Genomic DNA, 21,708 nt, shown 5'->3' on the forward strand with positions numbered 1-21,708 from the left:
TGCGCGCCTCGCGCATCTCAGACGGGGCCCCGCGGCCTCAGCGCATTCCAGCCTAGTCAGCACCCCGTCGACGCGCCATGCCAAGCTGGCCGCACCTCACCCGATAGCGGGCGACCGCGAGCGCGAACCGGGCCTATCGTCATGCGCGCGGGGCCCGCGCGCGTGACAGGATGGTGTGCGTGGCACGCTCCATTTACATCGCATCGGCCGAGGGAGACACGGGCAAGTCCACCGTGGCCCTGGGCATCACCAACCTGCTAACCCGCACCGTCGGCCGCGTGGGCATTTTCCGCCCCGTCGCCAGAGTCGCGGACGGTTCCGACTACGTCCTCGACCTGTTGATCGGCCAAGAGGGCGTCGACACCGCCTATGACGACGCGATCGGCGTCACCTACGCCGACGTCCACGCCGACCCCGACGCGGCCCTCGCGACCATCGTGTCGCGCTATCACGAGGTCGCCCGCGACTGCGATGTGGTCGTGATCGTCGGCACCGACTACACGGACGTCTCTGGCGCCGCCGAGTTTGCCTTCAACGCGCGCATCGCCGCCAACCTCGGATCGCCCGTCGCGCTCGTCGTGCATGGGCGAGACCGCTCGCCCGAGGACGTCGCGCGCGTCGTCGAGCAGACGCGCCTGGACCTCGAGGAGGGCCACGCCCGCGTGGCGGCCGTCTTCGCCAACCGCTGCGAGCCCTCGCAGCTCGCCGCGGTGCGCGCGAGCCTCCCCGCCGATATCGGCATGGGTGCCCTCCCCGAAGACCCCATCCTCACCGCGCCGCTGCTGAGCGCACTCGTCGAGGCCGTCGACGGCACCATGATCTCCGGCGACGAGGCGCTGCTATCGCGCGAGGTGCGCTCGGTGAACATCGGCGCCATGACCGCAGCGCACCTCCTCGAGCGCATCGATGACGGCGCCGTGGTCATCACGCCGGGCGACCGGTCCGACACTCTGCTCGCACTCCTGTCGGCACACGCCGCCGAGGGCTTCCCCGCGCTGACCGGCATCATCCTCAACGGGGGGTTCGCGCCGGAGCCCTCCATCGCCCGGCTCATCGAGGGCCTGGGCTCGTCGCTGCCGGTGATCACCACCGAGATCGGCACCTATGGCACCGCGCGGCGCTGCTGGAACACCCGTGGTCGTGTCTCGCGTGAGTCGACGCTAAAGGTCGACACCGCCCTCAGCATGTTCGAGCGTTACGTCGACGCCGATGCTTTGCTCGCGCTGCTCGATGTCGCGCGCACCGACGTGGTCACCCCACTCATGTTTGAGTACGACCTCCTGGACCGCGCGCGCACCTCGCGTCAGCACATCGTGCTTCCCGAGGGCGGCGACGACCGCATCCTGCGTGCCGCGTCCACGCTGCTCACCCGCGACGTCGTGGACCTCACAATCCTGGGTCAGGACGCCGCGATCCGCTCGCGTGCGGGGGAACTGGGCCTTGACCTCGAGGCCGCCCGCATCGTCTCCCCCTCGGACCCCGACCTCGTCGAGCGTTTCGCGACCGAATACGCCGAGCTGCGCAAGGCCAAGGGCGTCACCATTGACCAGGCCCGCGACGTGGTCCAGGACGTGTCGATGTTCGGCACCATGATGGTGCGCCAGGGGCTTGCCGACGGCATGGTTTCCGGCGCCGCGCACACCACCGCGCACACCATCACGCCCGCGTTCCAGGTGATCAAGACCCCGCCGGGCGTCTCGATTGTCTCCTCGGTGTTCTTCATGTGTCTGCCGGACAAGGTGCTGGTGTACGGCGACTGTGCCGTCAACCCCGACCCGACCGCGGAGCAGCTCGCCGACATCGCGATCTCGTCGGCCGAGACGGCCGCGCAGTTCCACATCGAACCGCGCATCGCGATGCTGTCGTACTCGACCGGCGAGTCCGGCTCGGGCCACGACGTCGACAAGGTCCGCGAGGCCACGCGCCTGGTGCGCGAGCGCCGCCCCGACCTGCTGGTGGATGGGCCGATGCAGTACGACGCAGCCGTCGAGCCGTCGGTCGCCGCCTCGAAGGCACCGAACTCCCCCGTCGCGGGCCGGGCCACGGTGCTGGTCTTCCCCGACCTCAACACGGGTAACAATACGTACAAGGCTGTCCAGCGCTCCGCCGGCGCCGTCGCCGTGGGCCCGGTCCTGCAGGGCCTGCGCAAGCCGGTCAACGACCTGTCGCGCGGCGCGCTCGTCCAGGACATCGTCAACACCGTCGCGATCACCGCGATTCAGGCACAGGGCCTCAAGGCCAAGGAGGGAGACGCGTGAGCGTCAACTACGTCGGGCTCGCGCTCGTCCTCAACTGCGGTTCCAGCTCGGTCAAGTACCAGGTGGTCGACACCACCCAGGATGAGCCGCTCGCCGTCGCCCTCGTCGAGCGCGTCGCCAACCACACTGAGGCGATCCAGGAAATCATCGCAACACTGTCCGCCCCCGAGTCCGGCGTGGACCTGTCCAAGCTGACGGTCGTGGGCCACCGCGTGGTCCAGGGTGGCGCGGAGTTCTCCGCTCCTACGATCATCGACGACTCCGTCGAGCGCTCCATCGCCCAGCTGTCGGTGCTCGCCCCGTTGCACAACCCCGGCCACGTCCAGGGCATTGCGGCGGCGCGCACCGCGTTCCCTCACATCCCGCACGTCGCGGTGTTCGACACCGCGTTCCACACGACCCTGCCCGAGGCCGCGTACACGTACGCGCTCGAGAGGAACGTGGCCCGCGAGCACGGCATCCGCAAGTACGGCTTCCACGGCACCTCGCACGCCTACGTCTCGCGCGAATGCGCGCGGCTCATGGACCGCGATCCCCGCGACGTGAACATCATCACCCTGCACTTGGGGAACGGCGCCTCCGCCGACGCCGTCCAGGGCGGCCACGCGATCGACACCTCCATGGGCCTCACCCCTCTGGACGGCCTCGTCATGGGCTCGCGCACCGGCACCATCGACCCCGCGGTCGTGTTCCACCTGCACCGTGCGGCGGGCATGACCATCGACGAGATCGACACGCTGCTGAACAAGCAGTCGGGCGTGCTGGGCCTGTGCGGCTACTCGGATATGCGCGACGTGCATACGGCGATCGCCGAGGGATCGGCCGATGCCGCCCTCGCCTTGGACGTCTACACGCGTCGCATCAAGGGGTACGTGGGCCAATACATGGCGCTGCTGGGGACGACGGACGCGATTGTCTTCACCGCCGGTGTGGGCGAGAACGACCACATCGTGCGCGAGCAGTCGCTCGCGGGGCTCGAGGGCCTCGGCATCCAGATCGACCCCGAGCGCAATGAGGGCCGCAAGAAGGCCGCCACCCTCATCAGCACCGACGACTCGCGCGTCCAGGTGTGGGTCGTGCCCACCAACGAGGAGCGCGAGATCGCCCTCCAGTCGATCGCGGCGGTGTCCTAACACCACCGTCCCCAGTGTGATGTATCCCACTGCGGGGCACGCCCCCTGGTGCGCCTTGGGGTGTCCCTGCGCCCGTAGGGTGGCATGAACGCTGCGGCACATGGCTGCGGCACCTGAGGAGCACCAGCGATGATCGACGTCTCGGCGTGGGTGGCACACGCCACGCGGGAGCCCAGCGAAGAATTTTTGCGCGCGCTCGACCGACGCTGGCGTGACGGCATTGCGGTCGCGGCCGAGGGCCCCTGCCCGCCGCTCGCCGACCCGCTCCACTCGTTCGTCATCGCCCACGTCGACCGCGCCGCGCACAAGCGTCGCTGGCACCTGGTTGTGGTGCTTCCCGGCGACGCGGGCACCCACGGCCACGGATTCACCCCGATGTCGGACCTCATCACCGGAGACATCTTCGGCCCGCAGTCCCTCGACGTGGTCCACTGCGGCACCACCTCAACACTCGCCACCGCGATGGAGCTCGCCAAGTCCGACCCCCACGTGCTCGCGGTGCCGGTGCTCACCGAGCGTCAGTTCGCCGACATCGACGTCTTTGACGCTCACTCGGCTTCGCTCCTGCGCCCCGAGTACCACGGCGTCGTGCTGCCGTTCATGTATGCCCCGCTCGCGGAGCCCTTCGAGGAGACCGAGGAGCGCGAAGACCTGCTGCGGGCCTCGGGCTTCGGCACCTACACCATCGACGTCGACTTCACCGAGCATGAGCCGGCCGACGTCCACCGCAACGTCGCCGTCCTCCTCGAGGACCTGTGCGACGAGATCTCGTCGAATAAGGCCGATGCCGCCGCGAGGGTCCTCCTCAGCGCTCCCCTGTGGCCGCTCGTCACCGTCCGCGCCCCGGACACGTGGGACCCCGACCGTCACCTCAGCGCGAGCGCGGCCGCACTGACCGACGCCTCGGCGCCTCGCGAACTCCCGTAACGCGGCCTGCCGCCGCGCGACTACCAGCGGGCGCGCAGGTAGTCGCGGATCATCAGCACGCCGGCGACGGCCGCCGCATCCGCGTGCGTCGCGGTCTGCTCGCGCAGTTCGGCCACGTCGATGCCCCGCGCCGTAAGTTCGAGGCTGTGCCCGATGAGCCAACGCTCGATCGCCTCGCCGTCGACCTCGGGGTGAAACTGGAGCGCCAAGCCGGCACCGGATTCGAACGCCTGATGCGCAGTCGCGTCGGTCGAGGCCAGCAGCGTGGCGCCCTCCGGCAGGTCACACGTATCCCCGTGCCAGTGCAGCACCGGTGCCCCGGCGAGGTGACGCATCGACCCCGCCACGGCATCGGCCGTCAGCGTCACGGGCGCCCAGCCGATCTCGGCCACGCCGGGGCGCACCTCGGCCCCGAGCGCGGCCGCCATGAGTTGCGCTCCCAGGCACACGCCGACGGTCGCCCGCCCCGTCTCAAGACGGGCCGCGATCAGGGCGATCTCCTCGTCGAGGACGGGATAGGCATCCCGGTCCCCCACACCGATCGGCCCGCCCAACACGACGGCGAGGTCGGCGTCGGCAGCATCGGCGAGGTCGTCGACTCCCGCGTCGAGGTAGGTCACCTTAAAACCGTGGGCGCGGATCTCCGCCTCCCACACGCCCAGGTCCTCGAAAGCGACGTGGCGGACCGCGACGCACCTCACGGCTTGAGGCCCCGCCGCTTGGCGAGGGCACCCGAGACCAGGCGCCAGCCCACCAGCCCCGCGCCCAGGAACGCCCCGGCGACGATGACGAAGGAGACCTGCACGCCCTGACCGGTCGCCGCGCGCAGCACCATGCCACCCACGAGTGTCGAGGCCCACACGATCGTGCCGGTGCGCTTCGCGTCGCACGGGCCGGTCCAGCCGCGAGCGATCACCCATCCCACGGCGGCTCCGGCAAGGAAGGGCCACGCCGTCGTCGCGAGGCCGAGGCCGTTCTCCCCGAGCACCCCCTCGTCGTGGCTGCGCCTGCCGATGACAGAAAACAGCACGATCACACCGGCATCGAGGGCCGCGGCCCCCACGGCCGCCTCGCGAATCTTCATGCCGTCAGTGTGCCCCACGCACGCCCGTACCCTTGTCGGGTGGCACATCTCCTCGGCGCGCAGTCCATCGGCCTCGACTTCGGCACCGGCACGGTCCTCACGGACGTGACCGTCGGCCTCGAGGACGGCGACCGCATCGGCATCGTCGGCTCGAACGGCGCGGGCAAGTCCTCGCTGATGGCGATCCTCGCGGGCCGCCTCGCACCCCACGACGGCCAGGTCACGGCGACGCGCGGCACCCGCGTGGGCGTCCTGGACCAGTCCGACCATGTGGACGAGTCCCTCACGGTGCTTGAGGCGATCGTGGGTGACGCCGATACCCACGAGTGGGCCGGCGACGCGCGCGTGCGCGACATCATGTCCGGCCTGGTGCCCGACCTTCCGGCCGATGCCGTGGTCGGGTCGCTCTCGGGCGGCCAGCAGCGACGGGTCGCCCTGGCAGCAGTCCTCACGGGCGAACACGACGTGGTCTTCCTCGATGAGCCCACCAACCACCTGGACGTCGAGGGGGTGGCGTGGCTCGCCGAGCACCTGAACCGCAGGTGGGCCCGCGGGCGCGGCGCGCTCGCCGTCGTCACCCACGACCGCTGGTTCCTCGACGCCGTCACCGACCGCACCTGGGAGGTGCACGACGGCACGGTCGACATGTACGAGGGCGGTTATGCCGCCTACGTGCTGCAGCGCGTGGAGCGCGACCGCATCGCCGCGGCCACCGAGGCCAAGCGGCAGAACCTCATGCGCAAGGAGCTCGCGTGGCTCCAGCGCGGCGCCCCCGCGCGCACCTCGAAGCCCAAGTTCCGCATCGACGCCGCGAACGCGCTGATCGCCGACGTGCCTCCCGTGCGCGACCAGGTGCAACTGACCCGGATGGCGACCGCGCGCCTGGGCAAGGACGTGGTCGAGCTGATCCGTTGCTCGGTGTCGTATACGACCGCCGACGGCGCCACCAAGGACGTGCTGCACGAGGTCGACTGGAACATCGGCCCCGGCGAGCGCGTGGGGCTCCTGGGTGAAAACGGTGCAGGAAAGTCCACGCTGCTGCGCCTCATCACGGGCGATCAGGAGCCCACCAGCGGGCGCGTGAAGACGGGCATGACCGTGCGCGTCGCGCAGCTCAGCCAGCAGCTCGCGGAGCTGGACCAGCATGCCGAGGAGCGCGTCTCCGGGGTCGTCAAGCAGTTCAGCTCCATCGAGCTCGCGGACGGCTCCGAGATGACCCCCACGCAGCTGCTCGAGCGACTCGGCTTCACCTCGGCTCAGCTGAAGACCCAGGTCAAGCGCCTCTCGGGCGGCCAGCGCCGCCGTCTCCAGCTGCTGCTGGTGCTCCTGAGCGAGCCCAACGTGCTGGTGCTCGACGAGCCCACCAACGACCTCGACACCGACGTCTTGGCCGCGATGGAGGACCTGCTGGACTCGTGGCCGGGCACGCTCATCGTGGTCAGCCACGATCGCTACCTGCTCGAGCGCGTCACCGACCAGCAGTACGCGGTTCTCGACGGGGGCCTGCGCCACCTGCCCGGCGGCGTCGACGAGTACGTGGAACTCACGCGCCACCGTCGCGCGGCGGCTGACGGCGTGGGCACCTTCGGCTCGGGTTCGCCCTCCGCGCCGAACAGTGTGAACCGAAACGAGAGCCGACACGCCGAGCCGGCCACGGCATCGGCCGTCCCCACCGGCGGGTCGAGCGCGAATCCGGTTCAGACTGTCCGGCTGAGTGGCGCCGAGCGGCGGGCGGTCGAGAAGGAGCTGCAGTCCGTCGAGCGGCGCATGGCCAAGGTCGGCGAACTGACGGAGGGCATCCACCACGAGATGGTGATGCACGATCAGGCGGACTTCGCGGGCCTCGCGGCGCTGACGAAGCAGATCGGCGACCTCGAGGAGGAAAACGCCCAGCTCGAGGAGCGGTGGCTCGAGCTGTCGGAGGAGTTGGGCGCCTAGCCGAGCACCTCCACACCGAAGCCGGCGACGACGGCCCGCACCTCATCGAGATAGCGCTCGGCCTGCAGGGTCAGCGGGATCGCGGCGTGGCCGATCCAGCCGATCTCGATGCGCTCGTCGACGTCGAGGGGGATTGCCGCGATCTGGGGGTCGAGCTCGCCGCTCACAATGCCGGTGGAGATGGTGTACCCGCCCAAGCCGATCATGAGGTTGAAGATCGTCGCACGGTCGGACACCCGGATCTCGTGGGATGCCGACAGGGTCGAGAGGATCTCCTCGGCAAAGTAGAACGAATTGTTGGCGCCCTGATCGAAGGTCAGGCGCGGCAGTCCCTCGAGGTCGGCGAGCGACGCGCGCTCACGACCGGCGAGCGGGTTGCTGCGCGCCACAAAAATGTGTGGCTGGGCCAAGAAGATGGTGTGGAAGGCGAGGCCAGCATCACGCAGCAGCTTGTCGATGACCTTGCGATTGAAGTCGTTGCGATACAGGATGCCGACCTCGCTGCGCAGCGTGCGTACGTCCTCGATGATGTCCCACGTGCGGGTCTCCCGCAGGGCGAACTCATACTCCGCGGCGTCGGTGTCTCTCACCATTCTCACGAACGCGTCGACCGCGAACGAGTAGTGCTGCGTGGAGACGCCGAGCAGGCGCCGTGAGGGTGCCCTGCCGAGATATCGCTGCTCGAGCAGCTCCACCTGCTCGACCACCTGGCGCGCATAGCCCAGGAACTCCGCGCCGTCGTCGGTGAGGCTGACGCCGCGAGAGGAACGCGCCAGGAGCGCGCGGCCCACCCGCGCCTCGAGGTCCTTCATCGCAGCGGACATCGTGGGCTGCGCGACGTAGAGCACGTCGGCCGCCGCGGAGATCGATCCCTCCGCCGCGACCTCGATGAAGTACCGCAGTTGCTGCAGCGTGAGGCCGCTCGCTCCGTGTGCCATAGACGAATCCTATACAAATGCATAGATCGATCTAGTTACCCGATATCCGGGTTCCGCCTGCACCATGGAGCCATTCCCTTTTCAGGGCCGACCCCGGCCACCCCTGACCGAATGGGCGATCATGTCGCACGAGTTCACCTTCACCACCAGCACCACGCGTTTCGACGAGGACTACACGCCGTCAGAGAGCACGCGCGCGACCACCAACTTCGCGAACCTCGCTCGCGGCGAGCAGCGCGAGCAGAACCTGCGCACCACCGTGGCCATGATCGACCGCCGGTTCAACGACCTCGCGTCGTGGGATAACGCCGCCGGCGACCGGTACACGCTCGAGTTGGACATCGTGTCGGCCTCGGTGCAGGTCGACGACGCGGCCGACGGCTTCCCGCTGCTCGAGGTCCTCGACATTCACATCGTCGACCGGCACACGGGCGTGCGCCACCACGGCATCGTCGGCAACAACTTCTCCTCCTACGTGCGCGACTACGACTTCAGCGTGCGCCTGCCCGCGTCGGTCGACGACACAGGTAAGCCCGCCATCCCCGCGGACTTCGGCGACCTGCACGGCAAGCTCTTCCAGCACTTCGTCGACTCCGCGGCCTACCGCGAGCGCTTCTCCCAGGCCCCCGTCATCTGCATCAGCGTCTCGACGTCCAAGACCTACGTGCGCACCGCGAACCAGCACCCGATCTTGGGTGTCGAGTACACGCTCGAGCAGGAGGGCCTGTCCCTCACCGACGCGTACTTCGCGAAGATGGGCCTCACGGTGCGCTACTTCATGCCGCGTGGAAGCGTCGCCCCGCTCGCGTTCTACTTCCGCGGCGACCTGTTGAACGACTACACCAACCTGCAACTCGCCGGCACCATCGCGACCATGGAGACCTTCCAGAAGATCTACCGCCCCGAGATCTACAACGCGAACTCGGCCGCAGGCGTGCAGTACCGCCCCAGCCTGGAGTCGCCGGACTTCTCGCGCACCCAGATCGACTACGACCGCGTCGAGCGCAGCCAGCTGGGCGCCTCGCAGGGCAAGTACACCGAGGAGCACTTCATCGAGCCGCACCGCGAGGTGCTCGACCGGTGGGCCGCGGACTACCTCGCCCCCGTCTCGTAAGCCCCGGAGGTCCCCCATGACTCACACGCTTCTTCCGACCTCGATCGTCGGCAGCCTGCCCAAGCCGTCGTGGCTCGCGGCGCCCGAGACCCTGTGGGCTCCGTGGTCACTCGAGGGCGAGGCGCTCACCGAGGGCAAGCACGACGCCCTGCGCATCGCCGTTCACGAGCAGACCCGGCGCGGCATCGACATCGTCAGCGACGGAGAGCAGACCCGCCAGCACTTCGTGACCACCTTCATCGAGCACCTCAGCGGCGTGGACTTCGCGCGCCGCGAGACCGTGCGCATCCGCGACCGCTACGACGCGAGCGTGCCCACCGTCATGGGCGCGGTGGGCCGCGAGCGCCCCGTATTCGTCGACGACGCCGCGTTCCTGCGCTCCACCACGGACACCCCTATCAAGTGGGCCCTGCCCGGTCCCATGACGATGGTCGACACGCTCTTCGATGACCACTACCGCAGCCGCGAGCAGCTCGCGTGGGAGTTCGCCGGAATCCTCAACCAGGAGGCCCGCGAGCTCGAGGCGGCGGGCGTCGACATCATCCAGTTCGACGAGCCGGCGTTCAACGTCTTCTTCGACGAGGTCAAGGACTGGGGCGTGGCGGCGCTCGAGCGCGCGGCAGAGGGCCTCAAGGCTCAGACGGCCGTGCACATTTGCTACGGCTACGGCATCAAGGCCAACACGGACTGGAAGGCGACCCTCGGCTCGCAGTGGCGCCAGTACGAGGAGTCGTTCCCGCTGCTCCAGCGCTCCGCGATCGACATCGTCTCGCTCGAGTCCCAGAACTCGCACGTGCCCATGGACCTCATCGAGATCCTGCGAGGCAAGAAGGTGATGCTGGGCGCCATCGACGTGGCGAACCACGCGATCGAGACCCCCGACGAGGTCGCAGGCACCCTGCGCAAGGCGCTGCAGTTCGTCGACGCGGAGAACCTCATCCCCAGCACCAACTGCGGGCTGGCGCCCTTCCCGCGCGACGTCGCCCTGGCCAAGCTGTCCGCCCTCGGAGCCGGCGCGGCCATCCTGCGCGACGAGCTCAGCTAGGAGCCAAGCGATGACCTGCCTGTCCCCCGATGTCACACGCCTCTCCGCGCCCCACGACGGCGAACCCGCGCTCCCCGCGGACGACTTCAAGACGCTGTTTCGTGGCCACCCCAACGGCGTCGCCGTCATCACGGCCGATGCCGGCGACGGCCCGGTCGCGCTGACCGCCTCGTCCGTCTCGTCGGTCAGCGCCGATCCGCCCCTGCTGGTGTTCTCGATCTCCGCCGAGTCGTCGGCCTCCGCCGTGCTGTCGCGCGCCCAGACGGTCGTGGTGCACCTCCTGGATGCCCGCGATCTCGGGCTCGCGAAGCTCGGCGCCGCCCGCGGGATCGACCGCTTCGCCTCGACGCACCCGTGGACGCGGCTGACGACAGGAGAGCCCGTGTACAGCGACGTCCGCGCGTGGGTGCGCTGCGCCGTCATCGATCGCCTCAACGCGGGATCGTCCACGATCTTCGCCGCACAGGCGCTCGAGTCTCACATCGCGCGCGACACGGACGCCGACGACCACGAGGGAGCGCTGGTGTATCACGACCGCGCCTGGCACCGCCTGGGCGAGCACTCGAAAATCTAGCGGCGACCCCACGGCCGGCCACCGCATCGGCCCCACGACAAACCGCGAGGGCGGGCCGGGAAAACCCGGCCCGCCCTCGCGTTGGTGTGTGACTTAGCCGAGCGCGATGAGCGGCTCGGTGATGGTGAGGCCCATGTCCGCGCCGGTGACAGCGAACAGCAGGAACAGCGCGAGCGCGCCACCGATGAGGCCCAGGTTCTTGTTGAAGCTGATCTGCTCGGCCTGCTTGGCCTGAGCGTCCGACTCCTTCCAGAACGCGTGCATGAAGAAGGTGACGGGGATGAGCGCGGCGGCAATGAGGAGGGCACCCAGGCCGCCCCAGACACCCAGCAGCACCATGAGGCCGCCCAGTCCCATGAGGACGCCGGAGGCGATGACGCCGAACTCGCCGCCGGGAGCGCCCTTGGCCGTCGCGTACTGCGCCATGCCCTTGGCCTGGGTGACGTGACCCACGGCGCTGAGGAGGAAGATAAGCGCGAACAGGATGCGCGCGATGAGGAAGACGATGTCCATGATGATCCTTCGAACGTAGGTGAGAAGCGACGGGGCGATCCCCTCGCGGACTTGAAGCCACAACTATTGACGGCGCAACTATATTCCATCGTGGGCTTCCTCGCGACCACACACCTCCCCTTGGGACCTTTGCCCTCGCATCGCACGCCAGACGGTGACAGGCTGATACCGGTCCCTACCAGCGACGGAGGTTTTGATGAGCACCACCCCTTGGTCCCCCCGCACCGCCGAGTCGGCGAGCACCGAAGAGATCGACGGCATCGACCGTTGGTGGCGCGCCACCAACTACCTCTCGGTGGGACAGATCTACCTGCTCGACAACCCGTTGCTGCGCGGCGGCCTGAAGCGTGACGACGTCAAGCCGCGCCTCGTGGGCCACTGGGGAACCACCCCCGGCCTGAACTTCCTGTATGCACATCTCAACCGCATGATCAAGGCGCGCCAGCAGCCCACGATGTACATCATCGGCCCAGGCCACGGCGGGCCGGGCCTCGTCGCCTCGAGCTTCCTCGACGGCACCTACACCGAGACCTACCCCGACATCTCGGAGGACGAGGCGGGCCTCAAGCGCCTGTTCAAGCAGTTCTCGTTCCCCGGCGGCATCCCCTCGCACGTCGCGCCCGAAACTCCCGGTTCGATCCACGAGGGAGGCGAGCTGGGCTACGCCCTGAGCCACGCGTACGGCGCGGCCTTCGACAACCCCGACCTGCTCGTCGCCGCGATCGTGGGAGACGGCGAGGCCGAGACCGGCCCCCTCGCCACCAGCTGGCACTCCAACAAGTTCGTGAACCCCGCCACCGACGGCGTGGTGCTGCCGATCCTGCACCTCAACGGCTACAAGATCGCCAACCCGACGGTGCTCGCACGCATCAGCGACGAGGAACTCACCGACCTGATGAAGGGTTACGGCCACAAGCCGCACGTCTTCGTCGCCGGCTTCGACGACGAGAGCCACGACTCGATCCACGCCCGCTTCGCCGCGATTCTTGACGACGTAATGGACGAGATCGCCGCCATCAAGGCCGAGGCGGCGGAGAACCCCGACATGGACCGCCCCATGTGGCCCATGATCGTGTTCCGCACCCCGAAGGGCTGGACCTGCCCCGACCAGATCGACGGCAACGTGACCGAGGGCTCGTGGCGCTCGCACCAGGTGCCGCTGTCCAGCGCCCGCGACACCGAGGAGCACCTGAAGACCCTCGAGTCCTGGATGCAGTCCTACGGCCCCGAGGACCTCTTCGACGAGGCCGGCGCGCCCAAGCCGGCGACACGGGCCCTCGCACCCGAGGGCCAGTTGCGCATGTCCGCCCGGCCCGAGGCCAACGGCGGCATCATCCTGCGCGACCTCAAGATGCCCGACTTCCGCGACTTCGCGGTGGACGTGCCGAACCCCGGCGCGGGCCCCGCCGAGGCCACCCGCGCCCTGGGCGACTTCCTCAAGGCCGTCATGCAGAACAACGACGACAACTTCCGCATCTTCGCTCCCGACGAGCTCGCCTCGAACCGCATTCAGGCGGTGCTCGATGTCACCGACAAGGTGTGGCAAGGAACGCGCGAGGACGACGGCGCGCACACGGGCCCCTCGGGCCGGGTCGTCGAGATGCTCTCGGAGCACCAGTGCCAGGGTTGGCTTGAGGGCTACCTCCTCACCGGTCGCCACGGCCTGTTTACCAGCTACGAGGCATTCATCCACATCGTCGACTCGATGTTCAACCAGCACGCCAAGTGGCTCAAGGTGTCGCGCGAGCTGCCGTGGCGTCAGCCCATCGCGTCGCTGAACTATCTGCTGTCCAGCCACGTGTGGCGCCAGGACCACAACGGCTTCTCACACCAGGACCCCGGTTTCATTGACCACGTCGTGAACAAGAAGGCGGAGGTGGTGCGCGTCTACCTCCCCGCCGACGCCAACACGCTGCTGTCGACGTACGACCACTGCCTGCGCTCGCGCGACTACGTGAACGTGGTGGTCGCCGGCAAGCAGCCCGCGCCGCAGTGGCTCACCATGGACCAGGCGATCGACCACTGCACCCGGGGACTCGGCATCTGGGAGTTCGCCTCCAATGTGCCGCTGGGCGAGGAGCCCGACGTGGTCATGGCGGCAGCGGGTGACGTGCCGACGCTGGAGATCCTCGCGGCGATCGACATCCTTCGCCGCGAGCTTCCCGACCTCAAGATCCGCATGGTCAACGTGGTCGACTTGATGCGTCTGCAGCCCGAGAAGGAGCACCCGCACGGCATCTCCGACCGCGACTTCGACCAGCTGTTCACCACGGACAAGCCGATCATCTTCAACTACCACGGCTACCCGTGGCTCATCCACCGCCTCACGTACCGCCGCAATGGGCACCAGAACCTGCACGTGCGCGGCTTCAAGGAGGAGGGCACCACGACCACGCCCTTCGACATGGCGATGCTCAACGACATCGACCGCTACCACCTGGCCATGGATGTCATCGACCGCGTGCCGCACCTGGGCACGCGCGCCGCGCAACTGCGCCAGGACCTCCACGACAAGCGCCTCGAGGCCCGTCGCTACGCCCGCGAGCACGGCGCCGACCTGCCCGAGGTGGCCGACTGGGTGTGGCCCGACGCCGGCGAGGAGACGCGCAAGGCGATGGCAGGCGTCTCGGACACGGGGGCCGATAACGACTAACGCCTACCAAGGGTGAGGGCCGATGCGGTGGCTGGCCAGCCACCGCATCGGCCCTCGCTCTATCGCGCGTTACGCGTGTGGCACCACAACCGCGCGGCCCAGCACCGAGCCCTCGATGAGCTTGTCGTAGGCCTCGAGCGCCTGGCCCATCGTGAAGCGGGTCACGTCCATCTCGATCTTGCCAGCGCGGTACAGCGCGGCAACCTCGTAGAGGTCCTCGATGGTGCCCCAGTAGGTGTTGGTAAGCGTCGACTCGTACGGCGTCGACATGAAATTCCACTCGACGGTGCCGTTGGCGATGCCGGCGATGGTGATCGCGCCTTGGACAGCAACCACCGCACGCGAGAGCTCGATGGTGGGCTTCACCCCGACAAAGTCGAACACGGCGTCGACTCCCCTGCCGCCGGTGATCTCGCGGATCCGCTCGGCCTGTCCCTCGCCACCCTCCACGGTGACGGCGCCGCGCTTGGCCGCCAGCTCCATGGCATCGGCCTTGTTGTCCGTCGCGATGACCGTGGCGCCGGTGATGGCCTGCAGGATCTGCACGGCCACTTGGCCCAGGCCTCCTAGCCCGATGACCAGCGCGTACTTGCCGCCGCCCACCAGGACATGCGCAGAGTTCTTGATGGCGTGATACGGCGTGAGTCCGGCGTCGGCGAGCGGAGCGGCGGCGACCGGGTCGGCGTCGCCAAGCGGCACCAGATTGCGCACGGGCACCGTCATGTACTCGGCCATCCCGCCGTCACGGCCCAGCCCGATCGCGGCGTAGGGGTTGGTGGCCTGGTTCTCGCAGTACGTGTCCTGGCCGCGCGAGCACGCGCGGCAGTGGCCACAGCCGATGGGCCCATAGGCCAGGTAGGCGTCGCCCACGGCGATGCCCTCGACCCCTTCGCCGAGTTCCTCGACCCAACCCGAGGATTCGTGACCCAGCGTGAACGGCGGCTGCAGCAGTCGCGAGATCGGTAGCGACTCGTCGTAATCCTGAAAGACGGACACGTCGGAGTGGCAGGCTCCCGCGCCGGCCACCTTGAGCAGCACCTCTCCCGGGGCAGGGGTGGGCTTGTCGATGTCTCGTAGCGCGGGAGCGGTGTGCCACGCCTCGAAACGGACGGCCTTCATGGTGCATCTCCATCCCCACGATGGATGCCGCCAGCGGCCCAGTGCCCCTCGCGGGCATCGTGGTCCTTTCACCGTACCCCTGGTGGGGCCGGCCAGATGATGACCGCCGGTCGGGTTCAGCCGCGCGCGAGTGCGTCCCTGAACTTCATGCGTCCACCGGTGTTGAGCACCGCGCCCGCGTAGACGCGGCCCGCGATCCAGGTGAGTAGCGGGATGGTCGCGAGGCAGATGCCAATCGCGAGGGCGATCTCCCAGCCCGCGATGGTCCCGAAAGCCGCGCGCATCGGCACCATGAACGGAGCGAAGAAGGGCACCTGGGTCAGGACTGCCGTCGCGGCGCCGTCGGGGTTGTTGGGCACCAGGTAGATCGACAGATACAGCGGCACCATCATGAGCAGCATCATGGGCGTCGAGACCGCGCCGATGTCCTCCTGCCGCGACACGAGGGCCGCGAGTCCACCAAAAAACACGGTGAAGATCGCGAAGCCCAGCACGAACCACACGGCAAGATTGCTCAGCAGCGGCCCGAGCGGGATCTCGAATTGCTCGAGCAGCCCCAGGTACCAGGTGGCGAACACGGCGGGCACCACCATCGCGGCCGCCTGCACCAGGGCGTAGAGCCCCACGCCCAGCACCTTGCCGCCCAGCAGCGTGGCGGGCCTGACCGTCGCGAGCAGGATCTCGACGACGCGGGAGGACTTCTCCTCGACCACGCCCATCATGATCACCGACGAGCTCTGGATGAGTACGAAGAACAGGATGAAGATCACGGCGAAGCCCGCGAAGAAGGCGCCGGAATCGAACTCGCCGGCGTCGTCGCCGAGCATCTCAACGCTCGCCACCGCACCCGCGAGCGCCGTCGCGACCTTCCCCGGGTCGCCGCCCAGGTCCTCGACCGTCGCGGTCAGCGCGAACTGCTGCGTGGCGGCCTGGACCACACCGGTGAGGGTCTCATCGCCGCCGTCCAGGTAGAGCGTGGGGGCATCGGCCGGGCCTACCACCAACCCCACGGTGTCCTCGGCGATGGCGGGCTCGGCAGGCGCCTCGACCTCCTCGAAGACGTACGGCGCATCTTGCGCCTCGGCGGCGGCGTCGAGGTACGGCACCAGTTCGCCCGCGGTGGCGGTGTCGACCTGGACGACCCCCGGCTCGTCGTCGCCGGCGAGGAACGGCTTCGCAATCAGCGAGCCGATCACGATGATCGCGATCATGATGCCCGACGAGATGAGGCTCGCCTTGGACAGGGTGCGGACGCGGAACTCGCGGCGCGCGATCAGCCACACGGTGTTCACGCGGCCACCTCCTCGGACACGACGCCCTGGAACAGTTCGGTGAGGCTCGGCCGCACCGGGGCAAACGACGTGACCGTGCCAGCCTGGACGGCCGATGCGAGGGCCGTGTGGGCGGCGTCGGCGTCCGCCGCCTCGACTCGCCACACGCCTGGGGTGACTTCGGTGACCGAGCCGGCCACGGCATCGGCCCATCCCACCCGAAGGCTGCCTGCGATCTCCCACACGGGCCGCTCGGTCGCGCGGAGCTCGTCGATGGTGCCCTGAGCGACCATACGCCCGGCGCGCACGATGCCCACGCGGTCGCACAGCCGCTCCACCAGCTCGAGCTGGTGCGAGGAGAAGATGACGGGCACGCCGCGCGCGGCCTGCTCGCGAAGAACACCGCTCATGACCTCGACGGCGACGGGGTCGAGGCCGGAGAACGGCTCGTCAAGAACCAGCACCTCGGGTCCGTGGACCAGCGCGGAGGCAAGCTGGACGCGCTGCTGATTGCCCAGCGACAGCTTCTCGACCTCGGTGTCGCGTCGCTCCGCGACACCCAAGACCTCAGTCCAGTGCTCCATCGCGTGCGCGGCGTCGGCGGCGCTCAGTCCGTGGAGTCGCGCGAGGTAGACCAGCTGCTCGCCGACCTTCATGCGAGGGTAGAGCCCGCGCTCCTCTGGCATGTAGCCGATGCGCCTGCGCGCCTCGAGGTCGAGAGGCGCGTCGTTCCAGGTCACCGACCCCGAGTCGGCCCGCAGGACGCCCAGGATGATGCGCATCGTGGTGGTCTTGCCGGCGCCGTTCGACCCGACGAAGCCGAACAGTTCCCCGCCGCGCACGGTGAAGGACACGTCGTCCAACGCCTTGAGGTCGCCGTAAGTCTTGGTCAGATGATCGATCCGCAGGTCAGGCACACGCGTCTCCTGGTCGGTGAGGGGGACCCACCGAGCCTAACCAGGACGGACGCGCGGAGTCATCATCCGCGCGAACGATGCCCTACCGGACGCCAGCCTCTACGGGCCCGGCGTCCACCGCGGCCTGCGCGCCATCGGCCTCGGGCTCTCGCCGGAAGATGACCTTGAAGATCGGGTAGAAGACGAGCACCGAGATGCCTGCATTGATCAGCATGGTGGTGACGTCGCCCAAGGTTTCGCCGGTGGCTCCGAGCCCCCAGGCCTCGATGAAGAGGTCGTAGATGGGAGTCTTGTAGAAGCCCTGCGCGACGGCGGCCACGAACGTGATCACCACGTACGCCACCGCGTACCAGGCGGCTGCGCGCCACGGGTTGGTGTTCGACTTGAACGTGACGTTGCGCTGCAGGAAGAAGTTGATAATTTGCGCGACGGCAATGGTGAGCTGCACCGCGAGGAAGTACGCCAGCCCGCCGCCGCCCTCCGGCAGCGCGCCGGCCGGGTAGTCGAACACGAACGAGTCGCCGATGGCCATCACCTGGAACGGGACATCCACCAGTTCCGTGCCGTTGAACCACGCCTTCAGCACCGGCATGAGCGCGAGTTGAAGGACGGTCATCGCCGTGTTGACGCCCATGAAGACGAGGAACTGCGCGGTCTCGGGCCGGCGGTCGGCGAAGCGCTGCCAGGGTCGCAGGAGCGGGTGGGTCACGCGCGCCAGCGTAGGACCGCGCTACGTCGCGACACCGACTCATCGCATGACCTGTCGCGGGCGCGGCACCACCTGCGCCCGTGGGGCCGTCACCCCACAAAAACGGGGGCCGATGCCGTGGTCACCCACGGCATCGGCCCCTGTCTGTCGTACGGCTTAGCTGGGGTGGTACGGCGAGACCACCACGTCGATGCGCTGGAACTCCTTGAGGTCCGAGTAGCCGGTGGTAGCCATCGAGCGGCGCAGCGCCCCCATGATGTTGGTGGTGCCGTCGGCGAGGTGGCCGGGTCCGTGGAGGATCTCCTCGAGTGGGGCGACGGTGCCGACCTCGACGCGCTCGCCGCGCGGCAGCTCGGCGTGGTACGCCTCCTGGCCCCAGTGATAGCCGCGGCCGGGGGCCTCCTCGGAGCGCGCGAGGGCCGAGCCGAGCATGACCGCGTCAGCGCCACACGCGAACGCCTTCACGAGGTCGCCCGAGCGGCCCAGGCCACCGTCGGCGATGACGTGCACGTAGCGGCCACCGGACTCGTCGAGGTAGTCGCGGCGGGCCGCCGCGACGTCAGACACGGCGGTCGCCATGGGCGCGTGAATGCCGAGCGTGGCGCGCGTGCGCTGCGCGGAGCCGCCACCGAAGCCGACGAGCACACCGGCGGCGCCGGTGCGCATGAGGTGCAGTCCGGCCTGGTAGGTCGAGGCGCCGCCGACGATGACGGGCACGTCCAGGTCGTAGATAAACTTCTTGAGGTTGAGTGGCTCGACCTCGGGCGAGACGTGCTCGGCGGACACGGTGGTGCCGCGGATGACGAACAGGTCGACGCCGGCCTTCAGCACCGTCTCGTAGTGCTCCTGGGTGCGCTGCGGGCTGAGGGCACCGGCGACGGTGACGTCGGCGGCGCGGATCTCGCGCAGGCGCTCGGCGATCAGTTCACCCTTGACCGGCTCGCGGTAGATCTCCTGCATGCGCGCGGTCGCGGCGACGCCGTCGAGCGAGGCGATCTCCTCGAGTAGCGACGTGGGGTCCTCGTAGCGCGTCCACAGGCCCTCGAGGTCCAGCACACCGAGCCCGCCCAGGCGTCCCAGCGCGATCGCGGTCGCGGGACTCATGACGGAGTCCATGGGCGCGGCGATCACCGGGATGTCGAACTGGAAGGCATCGATCTGCCAGTTCAGCGACACCTGCTGCGGGTCGCGCGTGCGGCGCGAGGGCACCACGGCGATGTCGTCGAAGGAGTAGGCACGGCGTCCGCGCTTGCCGCGGCCGATCTCGGTCTCGTAACTCACCGGTCCAGCCTATCGGTCGGGCGCGGCTTGCGGGCCAGGCGGACGGCCGATGCCGTGGCTGGGCCGGCGATGTCGGTCCCCCGTGGGAGAGTGTCACCATGACGTGGCTAGACGAGACCATGGTGGGCTTCGATACCGAAACGACGGGTGTGTCGACGGATCATGATCGCATCGTGACCGCTGCGGTCATCACGCGCACGGGCTCCGAGGTGACCACCCGGACGTGGCTCATCGACCCCGGCGTCGAGATCCCCGCGCGCGCGACCGAGGTGCACGGCATCACCACCGCGCACGCTCGTGAGCATGGCATGGCGCCTTCGCAGGCGCTCGAGGAGATCGCCGAGATCCTCGGCTCCGCACTGTCAGCCGGCTTCCCTGTGGTGGCCTTCAACGCCCAGTTCGACCTCTCGCTGCTCGAGTCGGAGCTCGCACGCCACGGCTTGGCGTCGCTCGCCTCGCGCGTGCCCGGCGGGCAGGTCTCGCCCGTGGTCGACCCGCTCGTGCTCGACCGCCACCTGGACCGCTACCGCCGCGGCAAGCGCAAGCTCATCGACCTGTGCACCCTGTACGCGGTGCCGGTGGTCGCGGACGACCTGCACGCGGCCGACGCCGACGTGCTCGCCACCCTGGACCTCGTCCACGCTCTTGCCGCGGCCTTCCCCGCGATGGGGACGTCCGAGCTCGCCGACCTGCACAGTCAGCAGATCGAGGCGCACCGTACCTGGGCCACGCACTTTGCGGCCTTCCTCAAGTCGAAGGGCACCGTCGACGATCTTCCGCGTCCCGAGTGGCCGGTCGCGGCCGCGCGCGTCGACGCGACCGACGAGGGCGCCGGCGCACTGTTCTGATCGGCGCGCCGCGCGCGTCTGGCGGGCGAACTCGGGCGTTAGAGTCGAGGTAACTCGATGAGGAGGCCCGGATGAACCCATCCACCGGCGTCCAGAGCACCCTGACCCGGGGCCCGCTCGACGACGCGAAGGCTCAGCTTGCCCAGGCGGTCGATCTGCTGGGGGTGAGTGACGGTGTCCACGCCATGCTCGCCACGCCCCGGCGCGAGATGGCGGTGGCGGTGCCACTCAGGCGCGACGACGGCTCCATCGCCGTGTACGAGGGCTTCCGCGTCCAACACAACTTCTCGCGCGGCCCGGCTAAGGGCGGGCTGAGGTTCTCCACTGCGGTGGATCTCGACGAGGTGCGGGCGCTCGCGATGTGGATGACGTGGAAATGCGCGCTCGTCGATGTGCCGTACGGCGGCGCGAAGGGCGGCGTGGCCCTCGAGCCACGCGAGCATTCGACCGCGGAACTGGAGCGCGTGACCCGACGCTATACCGCGGAGATCCTGCCGATCATCGGCCCCGAGGTGGACATCCCCGCGCCCGACATGGGTACCGACGAGCAGACGATGGCGTGGATCATGGACACCTACTCGGTGAGCCGCGGCCACACCGTGCCCGGCGTGGTCACCGGCAAGCCCATCTCGCTGGGCGGTTCGCTGGGCCGCGCAAGCGCGACCTCCCGCGGCGTGGCGCATGTGGCGCTCATGGCCATGAAGTCTCGCGGCATCGACCCCACCACCGCGACCGCGGCCGTCCAGGGCTTCGGCAAGGTGGGCCGGGGCGCGGCCCGCTTCCTCGCCGAGGCGGGCGTGCGCGTGCAGGCCGTCAGCGATGTCGACGGCGCGATCTGGCTCGAGGAGGGCATCGACATCGCGCGCCTGGGTGAGCACTCCGACGCGACCGGCTCCGTCGCCGGCTTCGACTCGTGCGAGCCGATCGAGCCCGGGTCACTCCTCACCCTGCCGGTCGACGTGCTGGTGCCAGCCGCCGTCGAGGGAGTGCTGACCGAACACAATGCGCCCCAGGTGCAGGCCAGCATCGTGGTCGAGGGCGCCAACGGCCCCACCACCCAGGCGGCCGACGCGATCCTCGCCGACCGCGGCATCCTCGTGGTGCCTGACATCCTCGCGAACGCCGGCGGCGTGATCGTCTCCTACTTCGAGTGGGTGCAGTCCAACCAGGCGTACCAGTGGCGCGAGTCCGAGGTGAATGACCGCCTGGCCGAGCGCATGACGAATGCCTGGCACGCGGTGGTCGAGCAGGCGGGCGCCCGCGGCATCACCTACCGCGAGGCGGCCACGGCACTGGCGGTGAGCCGCGTCATCGAGGCCCACGAACTGCGCGGCCTCTACCCCTAAGGTCGGTTTGGACCACACTTGTGACGGATGTGACTCAGGT

Annotated in this window: 19 protein-coding genes; 10 read left to right on the forward strand and 9 right to left on the reverse strand. The window is 69.0% G+C overall.

Going from position 1 to position 21,708, the window contains the following annotated elements:
- The first annotated feature begins 170 nt into the window (after positions 1-170).
- The 3 genes from pta (at position 171) to B7K24_RS00270 (ending at position 4,318) form a co-directional block, all read left to right on the forward strand.
- A complete protein-coding gene (gene pta, locus B7K24_RS00260; RefSeq protein ID WP_084127830.1) occupies positions 171-2,258 on the forward strand; it encodes a phosphate acetyltransferase in 2,088 nt (695 codons plus the stop codon).
- The gene (locus tag B7K24_RS00265) at positions 2,255-3,391 is read left to right on the forward strand and encodes an acetate kinase (RefSeq protein WP_084127831.1); all 1,137 of its coding nucleotides are present in this window, start codon (positions 2,255-2,257) and stop codon (positions 3,389-3,391) included. The genes pta and B7K24_RS00265 overlap by 4 nt, the downstream gene beginning before the upstream one ends.
- A gap of 129 nt (positions 3,392-3,520) precedes the next feature.
- Positions 3,521-4,318 carry a hypothetical protein gene (locus tag B7K24_RS00270; protein ID WP_084127832.1) on the forward strand — a complete coding sequence of 266 codons (798 nt, stop codon included), beginning with the start codon at positions 3,521-3,523 and terminating at the stop codon, positions 4,316-4,318.
- Between the two features lie 20 nt (positions 4,319-4,338).
- Here the strand turns inward: B7K24_RS00270 and B7K24_RS00275 are convergent, their stop codons facing one another.
- On the reverse strand, positions 4,339-5,019 hold the full coding sequence (locus tag B7K24_RS00275) for a glutamine amidotransferase (protein WP_084127833.1): 681 nt from the start codon (positions 5,017-5,019) through the stop codon (positions 4,339-4,341).
- Complete coding sequence (locus B7K24_RS00280; RefSeq protein ID WP_084127834.1) at positions 5,016-5,402, reverse strand: DUF3054 domain-containing protein; 387 nt, start codon at positions 5,400-5,402, stop codon at positions 5,016-5,018. Before B7K24_RS00280 ends, B7K24_RS00275 begins: the two co-directional genes overlap by 4 nt.
- Positions 5,403-5,441: 39 nt before the next feature.
- On the opposite strand from B7K24_RS00280, the gene B7K24_RS00285 reads away from it, so the two are divergent.
- Positions 5,442-7,340 (forward strand): ABC-F family ATP-binding cassette domain-containing protein, encoded by a 1,899-nt coding sequence (locus tag B7K24_RS00285; protein WP_084127835.1) that lies wholly within the window; start codon positions 5,442-5,444, stop codon positions 7,338-7,340.
- On the opposite strand, the gene B7K24_RS00290 is transcribed toward B7K24_RS00285, so the two are convergent.
- On the reverse strand, positions 7,337-8,278 hold the full coding sequence (locus B7K24_RS00290) for a LysR family transcriptional regulator (RefSeq protein ID WP_084127836.1): 942 nt from the start codon (positions 8,276-8,278) through the stop codon (positions 7,337-7,339). The two genes, B7K24_RS00285 and B7K24_RS00290, sit on opposite strands and share 4 nt — an antisense overlap.
- A 121-nt stretch (positions 8,279-8,399) precedes the next feature.
- On the opposite strand from B7K24_RS00290, the gene B7K24_RS00295 reads away from it, so the two are divergent.
- Genes B7K24_RS00295 through B7K24_RS00305 form a run of 3 tightly spaced genes read left to right on the forward strand, consistent with a single transcriptional unit; the run spans position 8,400 to position 11,011 of the window.
- Positions 8,400-9,392 carry a putative oxygenase MesX gene (locus B7K24_RS00295; RefSeq protein WP_084127837.1) on the forward strand — a complete coding sequence of 331 codons (993 nt, stop codon included), beginning with the start codon at positions 8,400-8,402 and terminating at the stop codon, positions 9,390-9,392.
- Between the two features lie 16 nt (positions 9,393-9,408).
- Positions 9,409-10,437, forward strand: a complete 1,029-nt coding sequence (locus tag B7K24_RS00300) for a methionine synthase (protein WP_084127838.1) — start codon at positions 9,409-9,411, stop codon at positions 10,435-10,437.
- Positions 10,438-10,447: 10 nt separating this feature from the next.
- A complete protein-coding gene (locus B7K24_RS00305) occupies positions 10,448-11,011 on the forward strand; it encodes a flavin reductase family protein (RefSeq protein ID WP_084127839.1) in 564 nt (187 codons plus the stop codon).
- Positions 11,012-11,104: 93 nt separating this feature from the next.
- Here B7K24_RS00305 and B7K24_RS00310 read toward each other — a convergent pair whose 3' ends face one another.
- Positions 11,105-11,524: a DoxX family membrane protein gene (locus B7K24_RS00310; RefSeq protein WP_084127840.1), complete on the reverse strand. Its 420-nt coding sequence runs from the start codon at positions 11,522-11,524 to the stop codon at positions 11,105-11,107.
- A 196-nt stretch (positions 11,525-11,720) separates the two neighbouring features.
- Between B7K24_RS00310 and B7K24_RS00315 the strand changes: the two genes are divergently transcribed.
- Positions 11,721-14,177 carry a phosphoketolase gene (locus tag B7K24_RS00315; RefSeq protein WP_084127841.1) on the forward strand — a complete coding sequence of 819 codons (2,457 nt, stop codon included), beginning with the start codon at positions 11,721-11,723 and terminating at the stop codon, positions 14,175-14,177.
- 69 nt (positions 14,178-14,246) lie between these two features.
- On the opposite strand, the gene B7K24_RS00320 is transcribed toward B7K24_RS00315, so the two are convergent.
- The 5 genes from B7K24_RS00320 to B7K24_RS00340 all read right to left on the reverse strand — a co-directional run bounded on the left by B7K24_RS00320 (position 14,247) and on the right by B7K24_RS00340 (position 19,474).
- Complete coding sequence (locus B7K24_RS00320) at positions 14,247-15,296, reverse strand: NAD(P)-dependent alcohol dehydrogenase (protein ID WP_084127842.1); 1,050 nt, start codon at positions 15,294-15,296, stop codon at positions 14,247-14,249.
- Positions 15,297-15,412: 116 nt separating this feature from the next.
- Positions 15,413-16,588: an ABC transporter permease gene (locus tag B7K24_RS00325; RefSeq protein ID WP_084127843.1), complete on the reverse strand. Its 1,176-nt coding sequence runs from the start codon at positions 16,586-16,588 to the stop codon at positions 15,413-15,415.
- A complete protein-coding gene (locus B7K24_RS00330) occupies positions 16,585-17,484 on the reverse strand; it encodes an ABC transporter ATP-binding protein (protein ID WP_084127844.1) in 900 nt (299 codons plus the stop codon). The genes B7K24_RS00325 and B7K24_RS00330 overlap by 4 nt, the downstream gene beginning before the upstream one ends.
- 82 nt (positions 17,485-17,566) lie before the next feature.
- Positions 17,567-18,193: a hypothetical protein gene (locus B7K24_RS00335; protein WP_200808255.1), complete on the reverse strand. Its 627-nt coding sequence runs from the start codon at positions 18,191-18,193 to the stop codon at positions 17,567-17,569.
- A gap of 156 nt (positions 18,194-18,349) precedes the next feature.
- Complete coding sequence (locus tag B7K24_RS00340) at positions 18,350-19,474, reverse strand: GuaB3 family IMP dehydrogenase-related protein (protein WP_084127847.1); 1,125 nt, start codon at positions 19,472-19,474, stop codon at positions 18,350-18,352.
- Between the two features lie 98 nt (positions 19,475-19,572).
- Here B7K24_RS00340 and B7K24_RS00345 point away from each other — a divergent pair, with 98 nt between their 5' ends.
- Both B7K24_RS00345 and B7K24_RS00350 read left to right on the forward strand, forming a co-directional pair.
- Positions 19,573-20,322, forward strand: a complete 750-nt coding sequence (locus tag B7K24_RS00345) for an exonuclease domain-containing protein (protein WP_084127849.1) — start codon at positions 19,573-19,575, stop codon at positions 20,320-20,322.
- A 71-nt stretch (positions 20,323-20,393) separates the two neighbouring features.
- A complete protein-coding gene (locus tag B7K24_RS00350) occupies positions 20,394-21,668 on the forward strand; it encodes a Glu/Leu/Phe/Val dehydrogenase (protein ID WP_084127851.1) in 1,275 nt (424 codons plus the stop codon).
- Positions 21,669-21,708: the final 40 nt, after the last annotated feature.

Origin of the sequence: Demequina sp. NBRC 110055 (assembly GCF_002090135.1) — a bacterium.
Taxonomy (GTDB): Bacteria; Actinomycetota; Actinomycetes; order Actinomycetales; family Demequinaceae; genus Demequina.